We start from the raw sequence: 22987 nt of genomic DNA, 5'->3' as shown, positions 1-22987 counted from the left end.
CGATTGGATCGGACATACTGAGTACAGTGAAACCAGAATAGAGCAATTAGATCACATCTTTAATCTGATTGGTATGAGTATTATCGATGACACCCGTTTAATTTAGTAAACGAATGCAACCAGGCAGGATGCTGAGCATGCAGACAGGAAGACAGGGACATCAGGAACACACGGCCTCCTATTACGCGGCCACTCGCAACGACCATCGGCAGTGGCCCGAGCTCAGTGGTGAGCTGGATGCGGACGTCTGCGTCATCGGTGGCGGTTTCACCGGCCTCAACACCGCCATCAACCTGGCCGATGCCGGCTACAAGGTGGTGCTGCTGGAGGCGAACCGCATTGGCTGGGGAGCGTCGGGGCGCAACGGCGGCCAGCTGATCCGCGGCATCGGCCACGATACCAGCCAGTTTGCCCGCTGGATTGGTGAGGCGGGCGTGCGGGAGCTGGATCTCATGGGGATCGAAGCGGTGCAGCTGGTGCGCGAGCGGGTCGAGCGTTTCAATATCGAGTGCGATCTCACCTGGGGCTATTGCGATCTCGCCACCAAGGCGCGCCACCTGAAGGGGTTCGAGGAGGATGCCGAGCACCTGGCTAGCCTGGGTTACCGGCACGCACTGAAAATGGTGGCACGGGAGGAGATGCACACCGTGGTCGGGTCGGATCGCTATATCGGCGGGATGATCGACATGGGCTCCGGTCACCTGCATCCTCTCAACCTGGCCCTCGGCGAAGCGCGTGCGGCAGCCAGTCTCGGGGTCTCCCTGTTCGAACACTCAAGGGTGACCCACATCGATTACGGCGAGCGGGTCGAGGTGACCACGGCCCACGGCCGGGTCAGCGCGGACTACCTGGTGATCGGCTGCAACGCTTATCTGGGCGACCTCCAGCCCGATCTCGGGGGCAAGGTGCTGCCGGCGGGTTCCTACATTCTCGCCACCCAGGTACTGGAGAAGCGCCTGCGCCAGCGCTTGCTGCCACAGAACATGGCGGTGTGCGATCAGAATGTGGCGCTCGACTACTATCGGCTGTCGGCGGACGGTCGCCTGCTGTTCGGCGGGGCCTGCAACTACTCGGGCCGTGACCCCCGCGATATCAAGGCCTTCATGCTGCCCAAGCTGCTGCGGGTCTTTCCCGAGCTCGCGGGTACCGCCATCGAGTTCCAGTGGGGGGGCATGATAGGCATAGGCGCCAACCGGCTGCCCCAGATAGGCCGCCTCGAGCAGCATCCCAACGTCTTCTATGCCCAGGCCTATTCGGGCCATGGCCTCAATGCCACCCACATGGCGGGCAAGCTGGTGGCGGAGGCGATCAAGGGGGAGAGCCGGGGCTTCGATCTCTTCAGCCGCGTCCCTCACATGACCTTCCCGGGTGGCCCGGCGCTGCGCTCTCCGTTGCTGGCGCTAGGGATGCTCTGGTATCGGCTGAAGGATCTGCTCTAGGGGGAGGGGGGCTCGGGATTATCCCTGCTGCGTCGCGTCTGGCTCGGCCAGGCGCCAGCCCTGCTCCGTCTTCATCATCCAGACCTGGGTCTCCTGCGCCAGGGCCTGGCCTGCCTCGAAGTCGCCATATTTGCGCTCGAGCTCCATCAGTCCCATCTCCTGCTGGAAGGGGCCGACCCTGTCATAGACGAGATCCTCGTCGTGCAGCACCTGCAACTGATCCAGTCCCTGCTTGAAGTGGAGCTGGTAGCTCACCTTGACCAGATAGACCCCCTCCATCCGCTCCTTCTTGCCGAGCACGGCGAAGTCGCGGATGTCGAACAGGTCAGCATCTGTGCCCGCCTGCAACCTGGCGGTGACCTGGCTCTGGATGGTCTCTTCACCGGGACCTGCGTTGCAGCCATAAAGCCAGAGGGCCAGCAGGGGGATGAACCACTTTTTCATCAAAACTCCGGACGAACGAGACGGGAAAGGGCAAATTCTGCCACGGCGTCGGTCATATACAAGGGATTGCCGGAAAAATGGCGGTCAAACCGGGGGCCCACACGGTTGCACGGGCCACCCGGTATCAGCGCAGCTTGTCCAGCTGGCCGAGAAATTCGGCAGGCCCCATGAAGCCGGTCACCCGCTGGCCGTTCACCTCGTTGCCATCGCGATCGAAGAAGAGGAGGGTCGGCAATCCCAGCACGTTGAGGCCGTTGAGCAGATCCACGTCGGCGTCGTCGTTGGCGGTGACGTCCGCCTGCAGCAGCACCATCTCGCCGAAGCGCGCCTGCACATCGGGGTCGCTGAAGGTCTTGTGCTCGAACTCCTTGCAGGCCACGCACCAGTCGGCGTAGAGATCCAGCAGTACCGGCTTGCCGCGGGCGGCGGCAAGCTGCACCTTGAGATCGTCCAGGGTCTTGATGCGGATGAATCGGGGGGCCTGGGTCTGGGCGGCGGCATTGGCCCCCTCGGGTGGCAGCAGCAGATCCTTGCCCACCACCACAAGGCCCATCATCCCCAGCAGCAGGACGAAGCCGCCGAGGCTCTTGCCCACCGAATGGGCGCGATGCTGGTTGTGGTGATAGAGATAACCGCACAGCACCAGCCCCCAGCCGAGCCAGAGCAGGGTGGACATCTGGTCGCTCAGGAGCCTTGAGAGCAGCAGGATGGGTACCGCCAGCAGCGCAAAACCGAAGAGTTGCTTGATCACATCCATCCAGGCGCCGGCCCTGGGCAGCAGCTTGCCGCCAGAGGTGCCGAGCAAGAGCAGCGGCAGCCCCATGCCCAGGGAGAGGGCATAGAGGGCCGCACCGCCGAGCCAGAGATCGCCACTCTGGGCCACGTAGATAAGGGCCCCGGAGAGCGGCGCCGTGGTGCAGGGGGAGCAGACCAGTCCCGAGATCATGCCCATGATGGCGACGCCGGCCACGGATCCGCCCTGCTGGCGGTTGGAGAAGCCCGAGAGACGGGTTTGCAGGCTGCTCGGCAGTTGCAGGGTGTAGAGCCCGAACATGGAGAGGGCGAGCAGCACGAACATCACCGAGAGGCCGATGAGCACATAGGGGTGTTGAAGGGCCGCCTGGAATTGCAGGCCCGCCGAGGCGACGACGAGCCCGAGCAGGGTATAGGTGACCGCCATCCCCTGCACATAGACAGAGGAGAGCAGGAAGGCGCGACGGGTGGAGAGGCGATGCCCGGCCCCGGCGATGATCCCGGTCAGGATGGGATACATGGGGAAGACGCAGGGGGTGAAGGCGAGGCCGAGACCCAGGGCGAAGAAGGCGGCGACGCTGATCCAGAACCCCTGGCTGCCGAGGGCGGCCGCCAGCCTGTCCTGCTGGCTGCCCGGCACGTCGGTGCCCTGAAGGGGGGCCGCCGCTTCCGCCCGGGCGGGGGCGGCGAGGGGCTCGACGGCGATCCGCTTGTCGGTCGGTGGGTAGCAGAGTCCCTCGGTGCAGCCCTGGTAACTCAGGGTGAGGCTGGCCGCGTCCCCGACCCGGGTCAGCGCCACGGGGATCTGCACCTCCTGGTAATAGACCCGGCTCTTGCCGAAGAAGTCATCCTCGTGCTCGGTGCCGGGGGGCAGGACGGGCTCGTCAAAGGCGAGGTTCTCTCCCTTCACACGGATGCTGTGGCGATAGAGGTAGTAGCCGTCGGCGATGCGTATCCGGAGCAGCAGCCGATCACCCTGTTGTTCGCTCTCGAGGGCGAAGGCCTGATCCACCTTGAGGAATCTGGGCTGGGTCTCGATGCCGAGGCTGCCGAGCAGATCCTGGCTGCTGGCCCGGGCGGGGGCCGTCGTCAGGACGCAGAGCAGGCCCAGCAGCATCAGCAGGAAGGAGAGGGGGCGAGAGGCGGTCATGAGGTCTCCTGTGTCAACCAGTCGAGATAGGCAGGGTGGCCCTGGCTTGCCGGGAGCGCCAGGATCTCCGGTACCTCGTAGGGATGGTGGGCGAGAATGCACTGGCGCAGGGGTTCGAACAGAGCGGCCCGACTCTTGATGACGAGCTGGATCTCCCGGGTTCGCTCCGTCTTGCCCTGCCAGCGATAGACGGAGGTGACCCCGGGCAGCTGGTTGATGCAGGCGGCGAGGCGCTGGTCGAGCAGCTGCTCGCAGAGGCGGTCTGCACTGGTCTCGTCGGGGCAGGTGCAGAGCACCAGAATGGCATCGGTCATAGGGATGGACGGTCTCGGCAACGGGGCGCATGGGCCCCCTGGATCAGCCGTTACTATACCGGGCCGGGGGGCAAATAGCACCCGGCCCCCCGCACCCGGAATAAGTCATGCGCCCGAGATGGACGCTGTGAAAAGGACAGGGCAGAATGAGCGGGCTTGTTCCAATTCTACGTAAGGAAATGTATGACCCAACAGAATGAGCAGCAGAGAAACCGCATGTTGAGCCTGTTGCGTGAAGGGGAGCGCCGCATGCTGGTACAACTGGCCGGTCTGCTGCGTACCAGTGTCGACGAGATCAATGCGGAGCTGGAAAAAGAGGAGCTGTTGTCGGCGTTGGAGCAACCCATCACGGTGGAGTACCTCAACGGCGTGGTGCAGCATCATCTGTTCGAGCGCCTGCACAAGGGGGACATGGTGGCGGCCCAGCGCATGCTGAACCAGTACCAGAGCGACCTCGAAGCCATGATGCGCCAGGAAACTAGGCAGGACGACACCCCGCCGGAAGAGGTCAAGGCCCAGGCCTGACCCCGCGAGGCCCTCTTCAGCACCATCATGCCATCGCATGATGGTGCCTCGCCCTTACCCCTCGAATCGCTTATCCCAGCGCCTTCTGCACCTGTCCCATGGGAATGGGGAACACCTTGTCGTAGCTCCAGTTGTAGACGAAGGCATAGACCAGGTAGAAGAGCACGAAGCCCATATCCAGCACCAGCGCCTCCAGCAGGCCGATATCGAGCCACCAGGACATCACCGGCAGGGCCACGATCAGCAGGCCCCCCTCGAACCCCAGGGTGTGCAGCACACGCTGCCACAGCGCCTTGTGGGTGTGGCCCTGATAGCGCAGCAGCAGCTTGTCCACCCCGATGTTGTAGACATAGTTCCAGACGGTGGCGACCACCGAGAAGAACAGGGCCAGGGGGCCCATGTGGTTGAGCCCGACGCCGGTCACCCAGCTGGCCAGCGGGGCGGCGATCAGCAGGCCAATCAATTCGAAGCCGATGGCGTGGCGCAGGCGGTCACGGGTCGTACGCATGGTCTGTCTCTCTCTTTGGTCAGGGAATGGCGGCAATGTATCGCCAAAACCGGATAGATTCACGTTGGTATCTATCGCTAAAATAGATAGATGTGACGACACAACAGCACGGCGGAGCAGACTCATGACCCCTTCACTGGAACACTTCAAGGCATTGCTGGCGACGGCCGAGACCGGGTCGTTCTCGGCGGCGGCGCGCAGGCAGGGCAAGGCTCAGTCGGTGGTGAGTGCCGCCATCGCCAACCTGGAGATCGATCTCGGCCTTGCGCTGTTCGATCGCAGCGGCCGCTATCCCGTGCTGACCGAGGCGGGGGCCCGCATCTGTCAGGAGGCGGGGGTGCTGCTGGCCCAGAGCGAGCGACTGCAGGCCATCGCAGGAGAACTGGCCAACGGCGTCGAGTCGCGCCTCACCCTGGCCATCGACGATGACTCCCACCTGCCCTGGCTTGGTTCCCTGCTGGAGGAGTTCGCCAGCCGCTACCCGGCGGTGGAGCTGGAGCTGTTGTTCCCGCTGATGGAGGACGTGACCGAGCTGCTCAAGAGCGGCCGTGCCCAGCTCGGCATCAGCTATCAGAAGGCGCACCCCGAGCGGGAGCTGGTCTCCCGCTCCCTGGGGACGGTCACCATGCCCCTGGTGGTCTCTCCGGATCACCCCCTGGCCCACAAGACACCGTTGAAGGAGAGCGACCTGCAAGGAGCTCGCCAGTTGATGGTGACCGGACGGCGGGAGGGGACGGAGCGCCATCGCTTCCGCCTCTCGGCGCAAGTGTGGTGGGTGGAGGGGGATCTCGGGATCCTGGAGCTGGTGAAACTGGGGCTGGGATGGGCGGCGGTGCCCGAGTTTCTGCTGCACCGGCCCCTGGCGCGGGGGGAGCTGGTGGTGCTCAAGCCGGACTTCATCGCCGAGGCGGAACTGGCGCTGGAGTTGCAGTGGTATCGCGCCCGCCCGCTCGGGCAGGCGGGGCGCTGGCTGCAGGAGGCACTGCTGGCGCGGGTGCCTCGCTAGGGGGGCTTCAGTCGATCAACGCATAGGGCAGGGGTTGCAGACCGAGGCTGGAGCCCTCTTCCAGCTTGAGGCGGAAGCGGGCGTCGGCCTCGGTATCCTTGGGCAGCACGGCGGTGAGCCACACCTGACCCTGCTGCTGCCAGGCGTTGAGCACCAGACCGCTGCGGCGCCAGTTGTCACCGAGCTGGATCTCCAGGGTGTCACCGCTGGCTACCTGCGTTGCGGCAGTGCCGCTCAGCACGAAGAGGGCGCGGTTGTTGGCGCCGCGATACTTGGCGCGCGCCACCGTCTCCTGCCCCATGTAGCAGCCCTTGTTGAAGCTGATGCCATCAAGGGCTTGCAGGTTCAGCATCTGGGGGATGTATTCCCCCTGATGGACCGCTTCCAGATGGGGGAGACCGGCTTTGATTTCCAGCCCCCACCAGAGTCCTTCGTCGCCCACCGGCAGGTTCAGGGCCAGCGAAGATGTGCTCGCCAGCAGCCAGCGGTCCGCCTCCACCCTGACTGCCATGCCGCCCTCCACCAGGCCGGTGCCGGTCAGCGCGAAGTGCTGTGCCATCCAGTCGTCCGTCCCCTGACCGGCCAGTCCGGTCAGGCTGCCCTGAAACTCGCCGATCTCGACCTTGGCAAAGATCGCAAACTTCTTGAGTTCCGGCAGCTGGCGGGCCAGCACCGAGGGCTTGGTCAGCATCAGCAGGCTGTCTTCCAGGCAGAGCAGGCGAAAATCGCTCCACAGCTTGCCCTTGGGATCGCAGTGGCCGCCGAGGGTGCTCTGGCCCGGTTGCAGGGCGTTGACGTCGCAGGTGACCTGACCTTGCAGATACTTGGCGCGATCCGGGCCGCCGAGGCGGGTGATGGCCAGGTTGGTCAGGGAAAACAGGGTCGGCTCGGCAGGAAGAAGAGGGGTCGGCAGGCTCACGATGGGATTCCAGAGACAGAAAGTATGTGACCTGCATGGTAAAGACGTAAGGAATGTTTGTCAGCCGGAAAATCCTGCTGCTACCATTCCCCGGTCTTTGTAAGGAGAGTTCCATGTTGAACCCAAGTGAGAAGTCCCGCCTGAAGTGGGCCTGCCGTCGCGGCATGCTCGAGCTGGATGTGATCTTTATGCCCTTCTTTGAGCACGAGTTCGATGGCCTCGGCGAGGCCGAACAGCGCACCTTCATCCGCCTGCTGGAGTGCGAGGATCCCGAGCTGTTCCGCTGGTGCATGGGTCACGGCGTGCCCGAGGATCCCGATTTTGCCGCCATGATCCCCCTGATCCTCGAGCGCAACCAGGCCCGCCACGACAGCCTGCGCTGAGCCCGACTCGCGACCGCCACCCCTCATGGCCAGCCTCGCGTCTCCCCAGCGGGTAGTGATGCCCGTGATCGCCTCCCGCCAGCAGCGTCTGCTGCTGTGCATCCTGTTTCTGTTGCTGCTCTTGCCCGTCGCCAGCCTGATCCAGGGCTGGCAATGGGGGCTGTTCCTCCCTGTCTGGGGGCTGAGTCTGTGGCGCGCGTTGCGCCGCCATCCGGCGGCGAGCGGCGTGCTCGTCTGGGATGGGGAGTGGCTCGAGTGGCAAGGGGCGCGCCATCGGCTGGATCCCCGCAGCCGCATCCTGCCCGGGGTGCTCTGGTTGCGGCTGAAGACGGTGGAGGGCTCCGAGGGGCAGCTCTGGCTCTTCTCCGATGCCCTGGCCCCTGCACACTACCGCGCCCTGGCCCGCGCCATCCACCTCGCTGTCCGCTAGGGGCGTCTCTCTCTACCTGCCACATCTGCCGCTCATAGCAGATGACCCCGCCTGGGCGGGGTCATCTGGGGGAGGGCATACGCCCGAATCGAACGCAACGACCTTATTCCTGATCCGGCGTCATTCCCGATCCGGGGTCAGCACGGTCGGCTTGGAGTCCGGCTGCATGTCCGGATAATCCAGGTTGTAGTGCAGACCGCGAGACTCCTTGCGCTCCAGGGCGCAGTTGACGATGAGCTCGGCCACCTGCAACAGGTTGCGCAGCTCCAGCAGGTTGTTGGAGACCCGGAAGTTGGCGTAGTACTCCTGCACCTCCTGCTTGAGCAGATCGATGCGACGCTTGGCCCGGGCCAGGCGCTTGTTGGTGCGCACTATGCCCACGTAGTCCCACATCATCAGTCGCAGTTCGTGCCAGTTGTGCTGGATCACCACCTGCTCGTCCGAGTCATCCACCTGGCTCTCGTCCCAGGCCGGCAGACTGGGGGGCGCCACGCTGGTGGGCAGCTTGGCCAGGATGTCAGCTCCCGCCTGATGGGCATAGACCACGCATTCGAGCAGGGAGTTGGAGGCCATGCGATTGGCGCCGTGCAACCCGGTATAGGTCACCTCGCCGATGGCATAGAGGCCGGGGATGTCGGTCTGGCCGTTGTTGTCGATCATCACGCCGCCACAGGTGTAGTGGGCCGCCGGGACGATGGGCATCGCCTCCTTGGTGATGTCGATACCGACCGCGAGGCAGCGCTCATAAATGGTCGGGAAGTGCTTGATGATGAAATCCGCCGGCTTGTGGCTGATGTCCAGATACATGCAATCCGCCCCGAGGCGCTTCATCTCGTGGTCGATGGCGCGGGCGACGATGTCCCGCGGGGCCAGCTCGGCCCGCTCGTCAAACTCCGGCATGAAGCGGCTGCCGTCCGGGCGGCGCAGATAGGCCCCCTCGCCACGCAGGGCCTCGGTCAGCAGGAAGTTGGGGTCGTCCGGGTGGAACAGGCTGGTGGGGTGGAACTGGTTGAACTCCAGGTTCGCCACCCGGCAGCCGGCGCGCCATGCCATGGCGATTCCGTCGCCAGAGCTTACATCGGGGTTGGAGGTGTACTGGTACACCTTGGAGGCACCACCGGTGGCCAGCGCCACGAAGCGGGCGCGGATCACCTCGACCTGCTCGGCGTTGCGATTCCAGACATAGGCTCCCAGTACCTTGTTGCCCGGCAGACCCAGCTTGCGGGTGGTGATGAGATCGACCGCGTTGAAGCGCTCCATCAGCTGGATGTTGGGGTGGGCGCGCACCTGGTCGATCAGGGTGAGCTGCACCGCCTTGCCGGTGGCGTCGGCCGCGTGGAAGATGCGGCGATGGCTGTGGCCCCCTTCCCGGGTCAGGTGATAGTGGGATTCCCCCTCGGCATCCTCTTCCTGATCGAAGGGGACTCCCTGCTGAATGAGCCACTGGATGGAGTCGCGGGCGTTGCGGGCGGTGAACTCCACCACTGCCGGGTCGCACAACCCGGCGCCGGCGTTGAGCGTGTCGCTCACGTGGGATTCGATGCTGTCGGTCTCGTCGAACACGGCAGCGATGCCTCCTTGCGCATAGAGAGTGGCCCCCTCACTGATGGGCCCCTTGCTCAGAACCAGGACTTTGGCCTGGTCTGCCAATCGCAACGCGAGGGACAGACCGGCGGCACCGCTGCCAATGATGAGTACATCGCAAAGGTATTCAACACTTGCTTTCATAAGTATCATTGGCCTGGATTAAGAACTGGCCCCATGGTAGCCCAAGGGGGGTTGTGATGCAGCCCGCATCACATTTTTTTCAATGCAAGCGAACTTTCCCTGATTCCTCCTGTCTGAACTTGTGCGCTTAGAAGGGGCCGGAAAAGAAAAACGATAACCTGATGGGGGTTTTACGGCTCTGATGAGCGACCAGAATCTACTGGACGAACAGCTGGTTGAACGGGTCCAGCGTGGCGATAAAAATGCATTCAACCTGTTGGTACGCAAGTACCAGCACAAGGTGGTCAACCTGGTGGCCAGGTATGTCAACAATCCGGGCGATGTACCGGATGTGGCGCAGGAGGCATTCATCAAGGCCTACCGTGCGTTACCGACATTCCGTGGCGAGAGCGCGTTTTACACCTGGTTGTACCGGATTGCCGTCAACACGGCCAAAAACTACCTGACGTCACAGGGGCGCAGACCGCCCAGCAGTGATGTCGAAGCGGACGAGGCTGAATATTATGGTGGTGGTGAAGCCCTGCAAGAGGTGGCCACCCCGGAAAACCTGGCGCTGACCGACGAGATCAAGCGTACCGTGTTTACCGCCATAGAAGCTTTGCCAGAAGATTTGAGAACGGCGATCACCCTTCGTGAAATGGAAGGGCTGAGCTACGAGGAGATTGCGGAGATCATGGATTGTCCGGTGGGTACGGTGAGATCCCGCATCTTCCGGGCGAGGGAAGCAATCGATAAAAAGCTGCAACCTTTGATCGAGCATTAACTGGGGAAAGACAGGCAAACTTATGGCAAATAAAGAGCAACTTTCAGCCCTGATGGATGGCGACCTTAGCGAAATCGAGGTACTGAACGAGCTGGGAACGGATCCCGCTCTGCAGGATACCTGGTCGCGTTACCATCTGATCGGTGATGCCATGCGGGGTGACCTGCCGGTCAATCTGCAACTGGATCTCAGCGACAGCATCATGCTGGCGCTGGAGGATGAACCCGCCATACTGGCGCCCAAGCCGGCACAGCCTGCTGCGCCCCAGGTGCAGCCCGCCGGCAAGGTGATCCCCTTTGTTCGCCGCTTTGGCCAGCAAGTGGGGCAGTATGCCATTGCCGCCTCCGTGGCTGCCGCCGTCATCTTCGGCGTGCAGCAGTACCAGGGCAAGGATGGTGTGCCGACCAGCCCGGTGCTCAATACCATACCCGTGGGTGGCAGTGCTGCGCCGGTGAGCGTGCACTATCCCCAGGATGGCAGCCGGACCGGTGTGCGTCAGCAAGGTCTGAGCGAGCAGCAGATGCAGGAGCAGCGCGAGCGCATCAATGCCTTCCTGCGCGACCATCAACTGCAACAGCGTCTGCTGCAAGACAAGCAGATTCAGGAATAACGCATTTTTAGGGATCAGATCGTGCGCCAGTCCAGCCGTATCCTGCTGGCCTCTCTCCTGTTGATTTGTGCCAAGGCCTCGGCCGACGATCTGTCGGCCGAGGCCTTGTTGCAGCAGATGCAGAGTGCCGTTTCGCAACAGAACTTCGAATTGTCCATGGTCAAGGCCCGCCAGGGGCGCCTCGAGCCTATCCGTTTCAGCCACGGGATCATCGATGGCAAGGAGGTGGCTCACCTGAGCTATCTCGACGGCAAGGCCGTGGAGTTCCTGCAACGCCAGAACGAATACACCTTCTTCGAAAACACCCATGAACCCTACACCCTCAAGGGGGCGCGTTTCCCCGGGGTCTGGTCGAGCCTGGTGAGGATGCCGCTGCCCCGGGTGATGGAGAGTTATGACCCCGTGCTGGCGGGCCGCAGCCGGGTGGCCGGCCTGGTGGCACAAGTGGTGCGGCTGGTGCCCAAGGAGGCGGACAAGTACGGCTTCGTGCTCTGGATTGATGAACAGAGCCATCTGCTGCTGCGGGTGGACATGGTGGATCGGGAAGGCAATCTGGTGGAGCAGGTGCTGGGGGTGGATCTGGACAGGCAATCTGCGCCGGCCCCCTGGCTGGTCACCCTGGCACGCAGCAAGCTGCCGGATGCGCTGGCGCTGGAAGATGCCTATCCCGCTCCCCAGCAGACCCTCAACTGGCACCTGACCTGGTTGCCCGATGGCTTCAAGGTGCTCTCTCAGGATCGGCATCAGCTGGTCAGCACCAGTCTGCCGGTGGATTACATGATGCTCTCCGATGGGCTGGTGGATCTCTCCGTCTACGTCTCACGGGTCGATCCCAAGCAGGCGGTGCGCCAGCAGTTGATTCGCCAGGGGGCCACCTCGCTGGTGAGCTTCGTCAACGAGGTCGGGGTGGAGATCACCGTGGTGGGCGAGGTGCCCGCCGAAACCGCCAAGCGCATCGCCGAGGCAGTGCAGCCATTGGCCCGCAACGAGGCGGTGCAGTGAGTCTTTGCCGTGAGACTTGCCCTGAGGGTGCCGCCGTGCTGAGATCCGGAGCATCCACCGCCCCCTGTGAGGAGTCATCAGGTGAGTAACATGAGTGAAGAGCTGGCCACAGTAGTGGCCATCGACGGCAATCACGCCTGGGTGGAGTGTGAGCGGCGATCCGCCTGCAGCGGTTGCCACCAACAATCCAGCTGCGGGACCGGCACCGTCGCCAAGGCCTTTCCCATGAAGGCGCAGCGGCTGCGGGTCGCCCTCACCGGCGATGTGGCGGTGGGCCAGCAGATCCGCCTGGGCATCCCTCAGGCCAGCATCCTGCGCGGTGCGGCTCTGGTGTACGTGCTGCCGCTCTTCTGTCTGCTGCTGGGCGCCCTGCTCGGCCAGCTCTGGCTGGTGCCGCTCTTGTCGGCGGGAGAGGGGGTGACCATCCTCTGCTGTCTGCTGGGCGGCGCCATCGGATTTTTACTGGTTCGTTACTTTTCTGACCGGCTCGAGCAGGGGGAATACGGTCCCCGCATGCTCGGGGTGGTGCTCAATACCCGTCATCTCTCTTGAGGGGCCGGGTCTGGCGGAGGGCATCCAGGTGCCCAACGCCCGCCAGACAAGGCGCTATTTGTGGGGCCCGCCGACTAAAGATTGGCCGTCGACCGGGTTATCCAGTAAAATCCTGCCCTCATATCCGACCCTAACTTAATTTTGAGTGATTCTTGCTCGATGAAACACATTCGTAACTTTTCGATTATTGCGCACATCGACCACGGTAAGTCGACCCTGTCGGACCGTCTGATCCAGACTTGCGGCGGCCTGTCCGATCGCGAGATGCAGGCCCAGGTGCTGGACTCCATGGATCTGGAGCGGGAGCGCGGCATTACCATCAAGGCACAGAGTGTGACCCTGAACTACCAGGCACAAGACGGTAACACCTATCAGCTGAACTTTATCGACACCCCGGGCCACGTGGATTTCTCCTACGAGGTTTCTCGCTCCCTGGCTGCCTGTGAAGGGGCACTGCTGGTGGTGGATGCCGGTCAGGGGGTTGAGGCACAGACTCTGGCCAACTGCTACACCGCCATGGAAATGGATCTGGAAGTGGTGCCGGTGCTGAACAAGATTGACCTGCCGGCCGCAGAGCCCGAGCGGGTTGCCGAGGAGATCGAGGACATCGTCGGCATCGATGCGGTGGACGCGGTGCGCTGCTCCGCCAAGACCGGCCTCGGTGTCGATCTGGTGCTGGAAGAGATCGTCGCCAAGATCCCGTCCCCGGAAGGGGATCCGGAGGCGCCGCTGCAGGCGCTGATCATCGACTCCTGGTTCGACTCCTACCTCGGGGTCGTGTCGCTCGTGCGGATCAAGAACGGTTCCCTGAAAAAGAACGACAAGATCAAGGTGATGAGCACCGGTCAGGTATGGGGTGTGGATCGCATCGGTATCTTCACGCCGAAGCAGGTGGACACCGACGGCCTGGGTTGTGGCGAGGTAGGTTGGGTCGTCTGCGGCATCAAGGACATCCACGGTGCGCCGGTGGGGGATACCCTGACCCTGGCCAAGCACGGTGCCGAGAAGGCGCTGGCCGGCTTCAAGAAGGTGAAGCCCCAGGTCTATGCGGGCCTGTTCCCCATCTCCAGCGATGACTACGAGTCCTTCCGTGATGCGCTGGAGAAGCTCTCCCTCAACGATGCCTCCCTGTTCTACGAACCGGAGAGCTCCACGGCGCTGGGCTTCGGCTTCCGCTGCGGCTTCCTCGGGATGCTGCACATGGAGATCATCCAGGAGCGTCTGGAGCGTGAATACGATCTGGATCTCATCACCACAGCGCCGACCGTGGTCTACGAGATCGAGCTGAACGATGGCTCCACCATCCACATCGACAGCCCGGCCCAGATGCCCGCCATCAACAACATCAAGGAGATGCGCGAGCCCATCGCCGAGTGTCACATCCTGCTGCCGCAGGAGTACATGGGCAACGTCATCACCCTCTGCATCGAGAAGCGCGGCGTACAGACCAACATGGTCTACCACGGTAAGCAGGTGGCGCTGACCTACGAGATCCCGATGGCGGAAGTGGTGCTCGACTTCTTCGACCGTCTGAAGTCCACCAGTCGCGGCTACGCCTCCCTGGACTACGGCTTCAAGCGCTTCGAAACCTCCGACATGGTCCGTCTGGACATCATGATCAACGGCGAGCGGGTCGACGCCCTGGCCATCATCACCCACAAGGAGAACGCCCAGTATCGTGGTCGCCAGGTGGTGGAGAAGATGCGCGAGCTGATCCCGCGCCAGATGTTCGACATCGCCATTCAGGCCGCCATCGGCAACCAGATCATCGCCCGCAGCACTGTCAAGGCATTGCGTAAAGACGTCACCGCCAAGTGCTACGGTGGTGACGTGAGCCGGAAGAAGAAACTGCTGAACAAGCAGAAAGAAGGCAAAAAGCGGATGAAGTCCCTGGGCCGTGTGGACGTGCCGCAAGAGGCCTTCCTCGCCATTCTCCACGTCGGAAAGGATTAATCGATGGCAAGCACCTTTTCCCTGATCCTCGTCGTCGTCACCCTGCTGACCGGCATCATCTGGACGCTCGACAAGCTGGTCTGGGCCAAGCAGCGGGCGGCCAAGATTGCCGCCGCCCGTGCCAATGCCGGTCCGGATGTGGACGAGAAGACACTGGCCAAGGTGGCCCCCATGCCGGTCTGGATCGAACAGACCGGCGGGGTTTTCCCGGTGATCGCGCTGGTGCTGATCCTGCGCTCCTTCATCTTCGAGCCGTTCCAGATCCCGTCCGGCTCCATGATGCCGACCCTGCTGGTGGGCGACTTCATCCTGGTTGAGAAGTTTGCCTACGGCCTCAAGGACCCGGTGACCAACACCAAGTTCCTCGAGACCGGTGAGCCGAAGCGCGGTGATGTGGTGGTCTTCAAGTATCCGCTGGATACCCGGGTGGACTACATCAAGCGGGTGGTCGGCATGCCCGGCGATCGGGTCATCTATCGCAACAAGGAGCTGATGATCCGGCCCAAGTGCGATGAGCAGGAAGGGAAAACGTGCCCTGGCTTCCAGAAGCTGGACGTCAAGTTCGAGCAGCGCGGCGAGTTCAGCCAGATGGGGATCCCGCTGGATCGCTACACCGAACAGCTGGGCGATGTCTCCCACGAGACCTTGCGCAACCCGCTGATGCCGGACTTGGTGGACCGCTACTATCGCCAGCCCGGCACCTACCCCGACGAGTGGGTAGTGCCGGAAGGCCACTATTTCGTGATGGGTGACAACCGCGACAACAGCACCGACAGCCGTTTCTGGGGTTTCGTGCCCGAGCAGAACCTGGTGGGCAAGGCGGTCGCCATCTGGATCAGTTTCGAATTCGAGCGCGAGGAAGGGTCCAGCTTGCCGAGCTGGGTGCCGACCGGTGTGCGCTTCAACCGCATTGGCGGAATCAAGTAAATGAATATCAAGATGAACAGACTGCAGTCCCGTCTCGGGCATGTCTTTCAGGATCCTGAGCTGCTGACCCGAGCACTGACCCATCGCAGCGCAGGGTCCCGTCACAACGAGCGCCTGGAATTTCTGGGGGACTCCATCCTGAGTCTGGTGATTGCCGATGACCTCTTCCACCGCTTCCCGCAGGCGGCGGAAGGGGATCTCAGCCGGATGCGCGCCACCCTGGTGCGCGAGAAGACGCTGGCCGAGCTGGGCCGGGAATTCGACCTCGGGGATCACCTGATCCTGGGGCCGGGGGAGCTGAAAAGCGGCGGTTTTCGCCGCGAGTCCATCCTGGCCGACACCGTCGAGGCGGTGATCGGCGCCATCTATCTGGACACGGATCTGGAGCGGGTGCGCAGCCTCCTGCTCGGCTGGTATGCCAGCCGCCTTGGCGAGATCAAGCCCGGGATCGAACAGAAGGATCCCAAGACCCGTCTGCAAGAGATCCTGCAGGGAAGCCGCAAATCCCTGCCTACCTACACGGTGACCAACGTCAAGGGCGAGGCCCACAACCAGGAGTTCACCGTCCAGTGCGAAGTGGATGGGCTGGATGGCCCCCTGGTCGGGATCGGCTCCAGCCGCCGCAAGGCCGAACAGGCCGCGGCGCAGCAAGCACTGGAACGGCTGTCATGAGCACCATGACGGATCCGGCACTGTGCGCTCTTTTCACTCCATCAGCATTGGGAACGCGGTCATGACAGATACCACCTATTGCGGCTTTGTCGCCATCGTGGGCCGCCCCAACGTGGGCAAGTCCACCCTGCTCAACAAGTTGCTCGGCCAGAAGGTCAGCATCACCTCGAAGAAGCCCCAGACTACCCGTCACCGGATCCTGGGGATCGACACCGAGGAGAACCATCAGACCATCTATGTGGATACCCCGGGTCTGCACATCGAGGAGAAGCGGGCCATCAACCGCCTGATGAACCGCGCCGCCACCAGTTCCCTGGGGGACGTGGCCATGGTGGTGTTCGTGGTGGACGGCACCCACTGGACCAAGGATGACGAGATGGTGCTGGGCAAGCTGCGCCACCTCAAGTGCCCCGTGGTGCTGGCGGTCAACAAGATCGACAACGTCAAGGAGAAAGAGGATCTGCTGCCGCACCTCGAGTGGCTGGGACAGCAGATGAACTTTGCCCACATCCTGCCCATCAGCGCCGAGAAGGGCACCAACGTGGAGAAGATCCGCGAGTGGGCCAAGGATCTGCTGCCGGAGAACGTCCACTTCTTCCCGGAAGATTACGTGACCGACCGCTCTTCCCGCTTCATGGCCTCCGAGATCATCCGCGAGAAGCTGATGCGCTTCACCGGCGAGGAGCTGCCCTATTCGGTGACGGTGGAGATCGAGCGCTTCAAGGTGGAGGAGACCGGTCTCTACCACATCCACGGGCTCATCCTGGTGGAGCGCGAAGGCCAGAAGAAGATGGTCATCGGCAACAAGGGCGAGAAGATCAAGACCATCGGCACAGAGGCGCGCATCGACATGGAACGGCTGTTCCAGAACAAGGTGCATCTCGAGCTGTGGGTCAAGGTCAAGTCCGGCTGGGCCGACGACGAGCGGGCCCTGCGCAGCCTCGGGTATGGCGACGACTGATTGCTGACCCCGGCTTTCGTCATCCACAGTCGGCCCTATCGGGAGACCAGCCAGCTGGTCGAGGTCTTCACCCAGGATAGCGGTCGATTCACCCTGGTGGCTCGCGGTTCCCGCGGGCCACGCTCCTCTCTGAAGGGGCTGCTTCAGCCCTTCACCCTGCTCACCATTGCCTGGCGCGGCAAGGGGGATCTCAAGAACCTCACCCAGGTGGAGTGCCCGGATCACTCGTTGCGCCTCGGCGGGGATCGTCTCTTCTACGGCCTCTATCTCAACGAGCTGGTCTACTACCTGCTGGAAGCGCACACCCCCTTCCCCGAGGTGTTCGACGCCTATGCCCGTGCCATCATGGCCCTGGCGGACGGCGAGACCCCGGAGCTGTCCCTGCGCCGCTTCGAGTTCCTGCTGCTGCAGGCCCTGGGCTACGCGGTGGACTTCGAATATGCCGCGGACGACGACTCCCCCATCGACCCCACCCTGCTCTACGGCTTCGAGCGGGAGCTCGGCTTTGTCGCTTGCGAGCGGGCGCCGGATCCCCGTACCCTGTTCCTCGGCGCCCACCTGCTGGCCTTCGCCGAGGGGCGTTTCGACACGCCCCCCTTGCTGCAGGCGGCCAAGCGTTTCAGTCGGCTGGCGCTGCAGCCCTATCTCGGCAAGCGTCAACTGAAGAGCAGGGAGCTCTTTTTGAAGCGAAAAGGCAGTGTTTCAAGCTGATTTTTATTATCTGGTGATGTTTTATGTTTATGACATCGCCTTTCATGAACAATAATGCTGTCGCCGTGGCCAGAACCGGGCTGCGGCGGCACATGGACAGAGGAGCGGGCTCCACCCGCTCCGGCATTCACAGATGACCTGTATCAAGGAGTAAGCAATGAGCGAGATCTACCTGGGTGTGAACATCGACCATATCGCCACCCTGCGCAACGCCCGCGGCACCCAGTATCCGGATCCGGTACAGGCCGCCTTCGTGGCCGAGCAGGCCGGTGCCGATGGCATCACGGTCCACCTGCGGGAAGATCGCCGCCACATCACCGACCGGGACGTGGAGATCCTGCGCCAGACCATCCAGACCAGGATGAACCTGGAGATGGCGGTGACCGAGGAGATGATCGGCATCGCCTGCCGCATCAAGCCCCACTTCGTCTGCCTGGTGCCGGAGAAGCGCACCGAGGTGACCACCGAGGGTGGTCTGGACGTGGCGGGCCAGCTGGACAAGGTGACCGATGCGGTGACCCGTCTTGCGGCCGTCGGCGCCCAGGTGTCGCTCTTTATCGATGCGGATCCGTTGCAAATCGATGCGGCCGCCGCGAGCGGTGCTCCCTTCATCGAGATCCACACCGGCCGCTACGCCGATGCCACCACGGATGCCGAGCGCAACGCCGAGTTCAAGCGCATCGCCGCCGGTGCTTCCTACGCCGCAGGCAAGGGCCTGAAGGTCAATGCGGGCCACGGTCTGCACTACCACAACGTCAAGGCTATCGCCGCCATCCCCGAGCTCTATGAGCTCAACATCGGTCACGCCATCATCGGTCGCGCCGCCTTCGACGGTCTGGCCAAGGCGGTCAGCGACATGCGTGCGCTGATGCAGGAAGCCCGTCAGGGGATCTGATGCCGCTTCGCAGGTATGAAAACCACAAGGGACGCTTCGGCGTCCCTTGTGGTTTTCAGGAGTGGAAGGCGGGGTGAACCCCGTGCTCATCTGGCATGGGGCCGGGCATCCGTGTGCAGAGGGCGAAAGGGAAGGGGCGTCTCAGCCTGGTTCCGGAAGTAGCGCTCCAGCAGGGCGGTGAGGATGGCCTGGCACTCGGCATCCGGCTCGCCGGTGACCAGGGCGGGGCGAAAGTGAAGCTGGAAGGCGCGCAGGACGGCGCGGCTCTGCTCATCCCAGGCGCCGTGCTGGGATAGGCCGTAGCCGTAACGGGCAAGCTGCTGCTGCCATTGCAGCGCATCCCAGGGGATGAGCTGCGTCTGGCGCAGCTCGGCCACCCGGGCCTCGTCGGGCCAGGCGCCGACACCGTAGCGCAGGGCTAGCTCGCGCCAGGGGAACCGGGGGCCGGGATCCTGCTTGCGCTCGGGGGCGACGTCGCTGTGGGCCAGCACCTGGGTGGGGGGGATCTGGTAGCGTTCGACCAGATCCCGGGCGAGGGCGCCGAGGGCGGCGATCTGGGCAGAGGGATAGGGTTGCCAGTGTCTCAGATGGGCGGGCAGGGCCGCGTCTTTCTCGTCATACCCGAGATTCACTATCTCGATGCCGAGCGAACTGGCGTTGAGCCCGGCGTAGTGATGCCAGCGACTGCGTCCGGCGTGCCAGGCCCGCTGGCTGTCGGGCACCAGCTGGTAGACCGGGAACGGTTGCTCGTCGGTGTCGCGGGGGATCAGGTAGTGGGCGCTCACCTTGTGCTCCGGCTCGGTCAGCAGGCGCAGGGAGCGGGCATCCTCTTCATCCGTGTAGTGCAGGATGAGAAAGGCGATGCGCTCGTTCTGGCTGGCGCTCTGATGCTCCTGATTGAGACGATAGGGCGCAGGCTGGCAGGCGCCGAGCAGCAGGATGAGGGGCAGTGACCAGAACCAGCGCGCCGCGAACCGGCACGCACCGCCGCTCGCCGACGGGCGTGGAGTCAGCCGGCGGCGCCAGCCCATGGTTTAGCCTCGCACCTGGCCGGAGGCGGTCATCAGGGCCCGGGCCTGTATTTGGCGGTGAGGCCAATCAGGAAGTTGCGCAGGATCTGATCCCCGCAATCCTGATAGTGCTTGTGATCCCTGGCGCGGAACAGGGCGCTCAGCTCGGACTTGGAGAGGTTGAAGTTCGCGAGCTTGAGGGTGCCCAGCATCTCCTCTTCCTTGTAGTTGAGGCCGATGCGCAGCTTGCGCAGGATCAGGTTGTTGTTGATCCGGTTCGGGATGACCTGGGGCGGGGCATCTTCCCGCACACCGCGGCGCAGGGCGATGAAGCCGTCGAGGAACTGACTCAGTGCCGAGTCCGGGCAGGCGGCGAAGCCCGCTTCCTGTGCCTCGCCCTCTTCGGCCTCTTTCATCAGCCAGCCGTGCAACTGGGCATGGGTGATGGCCAGATTGCCCTTGGCAAAGATCTCGACCATCTGGTCGTTGCTGATGCTGAGGGCATAGCGCAGGCGGCGCAGAATATCGTTGTTGGTCATGTTGACTCCTGTGGAAACGGCGCAGATGTTACCACCTGCCGCCTGTCCAGTCAGAAAAAGCGCCTCAGTCGGTCAGGGCCAGGTAGCGGGGGGCCTCCTGCCTCACCTGCTCCAGGGCATCCTGCAGCTCCAGCAACTCGGGTTCCAGATCGCTCACGGCGACCCCGTCGCGCAGCTGCTGCTCGAGCTGGGAGAGCAGGCGTTGCAGACCCGGCACCCCGGAGTAGGCGCAGCCACCGTTGAGGCGGTGGAGCTGGGCCAGCACGTCTGCATCGTCGGCACTCCCTTCCAGCGCCGCCGCCAGGATGGGCTCCACCTCGTCGAAGCTGGCCAGCAGCATGGTCAGCATCTCCCGGGCGAGGGCTGGCTTGCCGGCGGCCTGACGCACGGCAAGGGGCCAGTCTATCTGCTGATCCCCGTGATTCTGGTGCCGCCGGTGGGCGAAGTCGGTGATGAGCTGCGCCAGCATCCCCTCGTCGATGGGTTTGGCCAGGTAGTCGTCCATGCCCTGGCGAATGAGGCGCTCCCGCTCACCGGGAATGGCATGGGCGGTGACCGCGACGATGGGGGTCTCGGTGTTGAGGGAGTGGTGGCGGATCGCCTGGGTGGCGCTGATGCCGTCCATGACGGGCATCTGGATATCCATGAAGATGATGTCGAACGGCTGGCTCTGGGCCAGGTTGACCGCCTCCTTGCCGTTCTTGCACACAACCACCTCGGTCACCATCTCCTTGAGCATGGCGGCGATGAGCTTGAGGTTGGCGGCGTTGTCATCCACCGCCAGCACCTTGACCGCCTGCACGCTGCGCGGCGTCGGCGCGGGCAGGGGGGCACGGCGTACCGCCTCGGGGGAGAGCAGGGCGTGCAGCAACTTGCGATGGTTGATGGGCTTGGAGAGGCAGTGGACGGCGCCGTGGGCCAGCATGGCGTCGTAGAGGGCCGGCTCGTGGCTGCTGAGCAGCACTATGGTGTTCTGCTGGCCGTCCAGTCCGTCGAGACGGGCAATCACCTGCTGTGGGCTGTGCAGGGTGCTGCTGCCGATGAGCACCATGTCCTGGCTGCTCATCGGGGGCCACTCCTCGTCCACCGTCAGGGAGTGCACATCTAGGTGCCACTCTCCTAGCAGGGCGAGCAGGGAGGCGTGAGTGAAGGGATCCGGCTCCAGCAGCCAGACCCGCTTGCCCTGGATGCGATCCAGCGGAAGCCGCTCGCTCTGGGGCAGGGGCGAGACATCCAGATCCAGGTGGAACGAGAAGACCGACCCCTTGCCGAGTTCGGATTCGAAGCGGATCTGGCCCCCCATCTGCTGCACCAGCTTCTGGGTGATGACGAGCCCGAGCCCGGTGCCCCCATAGCGGCGGGAGATGGAGGAGTCTGCCTGGTTGAAGGCCTGGAACAACTGGCGCTGCTGCTCTTCGGAGATGCCGATGCCGGTATCGCGAATCAGCACCCGCAGGCGCACCTTGTTGCCGTTCGATTCCCCGGTCTGCTCGACACGCACGTCCACGTTGCCTCGCTCGGTGAACTTGATGGCGTTGCCGGTGAGGTTGGTGAGCACCTGCTGCAGACGCATGGGGTCGCCGGTGAGGTAGTCCGGCACGGCGGCATCCACCTGGAGGGAGAGTTCGAGCTGCTTGTCGTGGGCGCTCGGCCCCAGCAGGTGCATGGTCTCGTTGAGGGTGTCCCGCAGGCTGAAGGGGATGTGCTCGAGCTGCAGCTTGCCCGCCTCCAGCTTGGAGAAGTCGAGGATGTCGTTGATGATCCCAAGGAGGTTGCGCGCCGACTTCTCGATGGTCTGCATGTAGTCGGTCTGGCTCGGGGTCAGGCTGGTCTTGAGCAGCTGGCGGGTGAAGCCGATGACCCCGTTGAGAGGCGTGCGCAGCTCGTGGGACATGTTGGCGAGGAACTCGGACTTGACCCTGGCCGCCTCCTGGGCACGCTTCTTCGCCATATCGAGCTCGACGTTCTGGATCTCGATCTGCTCGAGGGTCTCCCGCAGATCCGACGTCGCCTGATCGATGTTCTGCTGCATCTCCTCGTGATATTCGGAGAGCGCCTTGGCCATGGCGTTGATGCCGTTCTTGAGCATGTCCAGCTCGCCGGTGAGCTGGCCGCTGACCCGGGTATCGAGTCGCCCCTCCCTGATCCGGTGCACCGCCTGCACCATGTCGGTGATGGGCTGGGTCACGCTCTTGACCAGACGGAAGCCGAACAGGGTGCTGATGGCCAGCCCGATGAGCACGATGATGACCGCGAAGAAGGCGTCGCGGTACTGCAGGACGATGGCCCTGTCCGTGGCGAGTTGCATGGAGATGTAGCCGATGACCGGCGGCTCCAGATCGCTTGGCAGCGGGAAGCCGTCCAGGCTGGTCTCTGCCTGGATGGGGGTGCGCAGTATGATGTCATCGCCGTTGACGGAGACGCTGGTCAGGGCCGGGATGACGCTGCCGTCCGGCAGACGAAGCTGGCTGAAGTCCCTGTGGTAGTTGGACGTCACGAACAGCTGGTTCTCCTGGGTGAAGACGGCGATGGACTTGATGAAGGGCGAGTTCTTGCGATGGGTGAGCCCGATCAGCCGCTTGAGGGATTCGCGGCTGTGCTGTGTCATGCCGTATTCGCTGGCGATGGCCAGGGGCTCGATGATGTTGATGCCCTGATCGATGAGGTTGTTTTCCAGCTGCTGATAGCGGTGGAAGGTGAAATAGCCGGCGATGAGGCCGCCGATGATGAGGGTCGGCAAGATGGTGAAGGCCAGCACCCGGGCCCTGAGACCGTACTTGGTCATGCCGCCGA

Annotated in this window: 24 protein-coding genes; 15 read left to right on the top strand and 9 right to left on the bottom strand. The window is 63.5% G+C overall.

Annotated features, from left to right (window positions below):
* Positions 1–137: 137 nt before the first annotated feature.
* A complete protein-coding gene (locus tag OKC30_RS04580) occupies positions 138–1439 on the top strand; it encodes an NAD(P)/FAD-dependent oxidoreductase (RefSeq protein WP_041213912.1) in 1302 nt (433 codons plus the stop codon).
* Positions 1440–1457: 18 nt separating this feature from the next.
* Here OKC30_RS04580 and OKC30_RS04575 read toward each other — a convergent pair whose 3' ends face one another.
* From OKC30_RS04575 to cutA, 3 genes are all read right to left on the bottom strand, one after another.
* Positions 1458–1883, bottom strand: coding sequence for a hypothetical protein (locus OKC30_RS04575; protein WP_160837285.1), 426 nt, complete (start codon positions 1881–1883; stop codon positions 1458–1460).
* Between the two features lie 124 nt (positions 1884–2007).
* Positions 2008–3786 carry a protein-disulfide reductase DsbD gene (locus tag OKC30_RS04570; RefSeq protein WP_160837283.1) on the bottom strand — a complete coding sequence of 593 codons (1779 nt, stop codon included), beginning with the start codon at positions 3784–3786 and terminating at the stop codon, positions 2008–2010.
* The gene (cutA, locus tag OKC30_RS04565) at positions 3783–4100 is read right to left on the bottom strand and encodes a divalent-cation tolerance protein CutA (RefSeq protein WP_010675653.1); all 318 of its coding nucleotides are present in this window, start codon (positions 4098–4100) and stop codon (positions 3783–3785) included. Before cutA ends, OKC30_RS04570 begins: the two co-directional genes overlap by 4 nt.
* Before the next feature lie 183 nt (positions 4101–4283).
* Between cutA and OKC30_RS04560 the strand changes: the two genes are divergently transcribed.
* Entirely contained in the window at positions 4284–4625 is a 342-nt protein-coding gene (locus tag OKC30_RS04560; RefSeq protein ID WP_010675652.1) for a hypothetical protein, read from the top strand.
* A 70-nt stretch (positions 4626–4695) separates the two neighbouring features.
* Here OKC30_RS04560 and OKC30_RS04555 read toward each other — a convergent pair whose 3' ends face one another.
* Positions 4696–5133: a PACE efflux transporter gene (locus tag OKC30_RS04555; RefSeq protein WP_039040541.1), complete on the bottom strand. Its 438-nt coding sequence runs from the start codon at positions 5131–5133 to the stop codon at positions 4696–4698.
* A gap of 124 nt (positions 5134–5257) precedes the next feature.
* Between OKC30_RS04555 and OKC30_RS04550 the strand changes: the two genes are divergently transcribed.
* Positions 5258–6139, top strand: coding sequence for a LysR family transcriptional regulator (locus OKC30_RS04550; RefSeq protein WP_160837281.1), 882 nt, complete (start codon positions 5258–5260; stop codon positions 6137–6139).
* A gap of 7 nt (positions 6140–6146) precedes the next feature.
* On the opposite strand, the gene ygfZ is transcribed toward OKC30_RS04550, so the two are convergent.
* The gene (gene ygfZ / locus OKC30_RS04545; RefSeq protein ID WP_052815669.1) at positions 6147–7058 is read right to left on the bottom strand and encodes a tRNA-modifying protein YgfZ; all 912 of its coding nucleotides are present in this window, start codon (positions 7056–7058) and stop codon (positions 6147–6149) included.
* Positions 7059–7171: 113 nt separating this feature from the next.
* Here ygfZ and OKC30_RS04540 point away from each other — a divergent pair, with 113 nt between their 5' ends.
* Both OKC30_RS04540 and OKC30_RS04535 read left to right on the top strand, forming a co-directional pair.
* Positions 7172–7441 (top strand): FAD assembly factor SdhE, encoded by a 270-nt coding sequence (locus OKC30_RS04540; RefSeq protein ID WP_041213909.1) that lies wholly within the window; start codon positions 7172–7174, stop codon positions 7439–7441.
* 58 nt (positions 7442–7499) lie between these two features.
* A complete protein-coding gene (locus tag OKC30_RS04535; protein WP_043154867.1) occupies positions 7500–7871 on the top strand; it encodes a protein YgfX in 372 nt (123 codons plus the stop codon).
* Positions 7872–7991: 120 nt separating this feature from the next.
* On the opposite strand, the gene nadB is transcribed toward OKC30_RS04535, so the two are convergent.
* Positions 7992–9599, bottom strand: a complete 1608-nt coding sequence (gene nadB / locus OKC30_RS04530) for an L-aspartate oxidase (protein WP_048208412.1) — start codon at positions 9597–9599, stop codon at positions 7992–7994.
* A gap of 181 nt (positions 9600–9780) precedes the next feature.
* Here nadB and rpoE point away from each other — a divergent pair, with 181 nt between their 5' ends.
* The 10 genes from rpoE (at position 9781) to pdxJ (ending at position 18645) form a co-directional block, all read left to right on the top strand.
* Positions 9781–10362: an RNA polymerase sigma factor RpoE gene (gene rpoE, locus OKC30_RS04525; RefSeq protein WP_010675645.1), complete on the top strand. Its 582-nt coding sequence runs from the start codon at positions 9781–9783 to the stop codon at positions 10360–10362.
* A gap of 22 nt (positions 10363–10384) precedes the next feature.
* The gene (locus OKC30_RS04520; RefSeq protein ID WP_041211670.1) at positions 10385–10972 is read left to right on the top strand and encodes a sigma-E factor negative regulatory protein; all 588 of its coding nucleotides are present in this window, start codon (positions 10385–10387) and stop codon (positions 10970–10972) included.
* Between the two features lie 21 nt (positions 10973–10993).
* A complete protein-coding gene (locus tag OKC30_RS04515) occupies positions 10994–11974 on the top strand; it encodes a MucB/RseB C-terminal domain-containing protein (RefSeq protein ID WP_010675643.1) in 981 nt (326 codons plus the stop codon).
* Between the two features lie 90 nt (positions 11975–12064).
* Positions 12065–12526: a SoxR reducing system RseC family protein gene (locus OKC30_RS04510; RefSeq protein ID WP_039040538.1), complete on the top strand. Its 462-nt coding sequence runs from the start codon at positions 12065–12067 to the stop codon at positions 12524–12526.
* A gap of 159 nt (positions 12527–12685) precedes the next feature.
* Complete coding sequence (lepA, locus tag OKC30_RS04505) at positions 12686–14479, top strand: translation elongation factor 4 (protein ID WP_010675641.1); 1794 nt, start codon at positions 12686–12688, stop codon at positions 14477–14479.
* A 3-nt stretch (positions 14480–14482) separates the two neighbouring features.
* On the top strand, positions 14483–15406 hold the full coding sequence (gene lepB, locus OKC30_RS04500; protein WP_010675640.1) for a signal peptidase I: 924 nt from the start codon (positions 14483–14485) through the stop codon (positions 15404–15406).
* Positions 15407–16078 carry a ribonuclease III gene (gene rnc / locus OKC30_RS04495; protein ID WP_010675639.1) on the top strand — a complete coding sequence of 224 codons (672 nt, stop codon included), beginning with the start codon at positions 15407–15409 and terminating at the stop codon, positions 16076–16078. It abuts the gene before it with no gap.
* A gap of 61 nt (positions 16079–16139) precedes the next feature.
* Positions 16140–17039, top strand: a complete 900-nt coding sequence (gene era / locus OKC30_RS04490) for a GTPase Era (RefSeq protein ID WP_041211854.1) — start codon at positions 16140–16142, stop codon at positions 17037–17039.
* Positions 17040–17750 (top strand): DNA repair protein RecO, encoded by a 711-nt coding sequence (gene recO / locus OKC30_RS04485; RefSeq protein ID WP_111896575.1) that lies wholly within the window; start codon positions 17040–17042, stop codon positions 17748–17750.
* Between the two features lie 157 nt (positions 17751–17907).
* Positions 17908–18645 carry a pyridoxine 5'-phosphate synthase gene (pdxJ, locus tag OKC30_RS04480; RefSeq protein ID WP_010675636.1) on the top strand — a complete coding sequence of 246 codons (738 nt, stop codon included), beginning with the start codon at positions 17908–17910 and terminating at the stop codon, positions 18643–18645.
* Between the two features lie 86 nt (positions 18646–18731).
* Here pdxJ and OKC30_RS04475 read toward each other — a convergent pair whose 3' ends face one another.
* The 3 genes from OKC30_RS04475 to barA all read right to left on the bottom strand — a co-directional run bounded on the left by OKC30_RS04475 (position 18732) and on the right by barA (position 22979).
* Complete coding sequence (locus OKC30_RS04475) at positions 18732–19676, bottom strand: N-acetylmuramoyl-L-alanine amidase (RefSeq protein WP_234888574.1); 945 nt, start codon at positions 19674–19676, stop codon at positions 18732–18734.
* Between the two features lie 32 nt (positions 19677–19708).
* Positions 19709–20194, bottom strand: coding sequence for a DUF1456 family protein (locus OKC30_RS04470; protein ID WP_010675634.1), 486 nt, complete (start codon positions 20192–20194; stop codon positions 19709–19711).
* 64 nt (positions 20195–20258) lie between these two features.
* Positions 20259–22979: a two-component sensor histidine kinase BarA gene (gene barA / locus OKC30_RS04465; RefSeq protein ID WP_160837277.1), complete on the bottom strand. Its 2721-nt coding sequence runs from the start codon at positions 22977–22979 to the stop codon at positions 20259–20261.
* Between the last annotated feature and the right edge of the window lie 8 nt (positions 22980–22987).

It is taken from the genome of Aeromonas sp. QDB18, assembly GCF_027705325.1.
GTDB lineage: Bacteria > Pseudomonadota > Gammaproteobacteria > Enterobacterales > Aeromonadaceae > Aeromonas > Aeromonas caviae.
The sequence above is the reverse complement of the archived record's forward strand: the minus strand, read 5'-3'. Positions and strand labels throughout refer to the sequence as shown.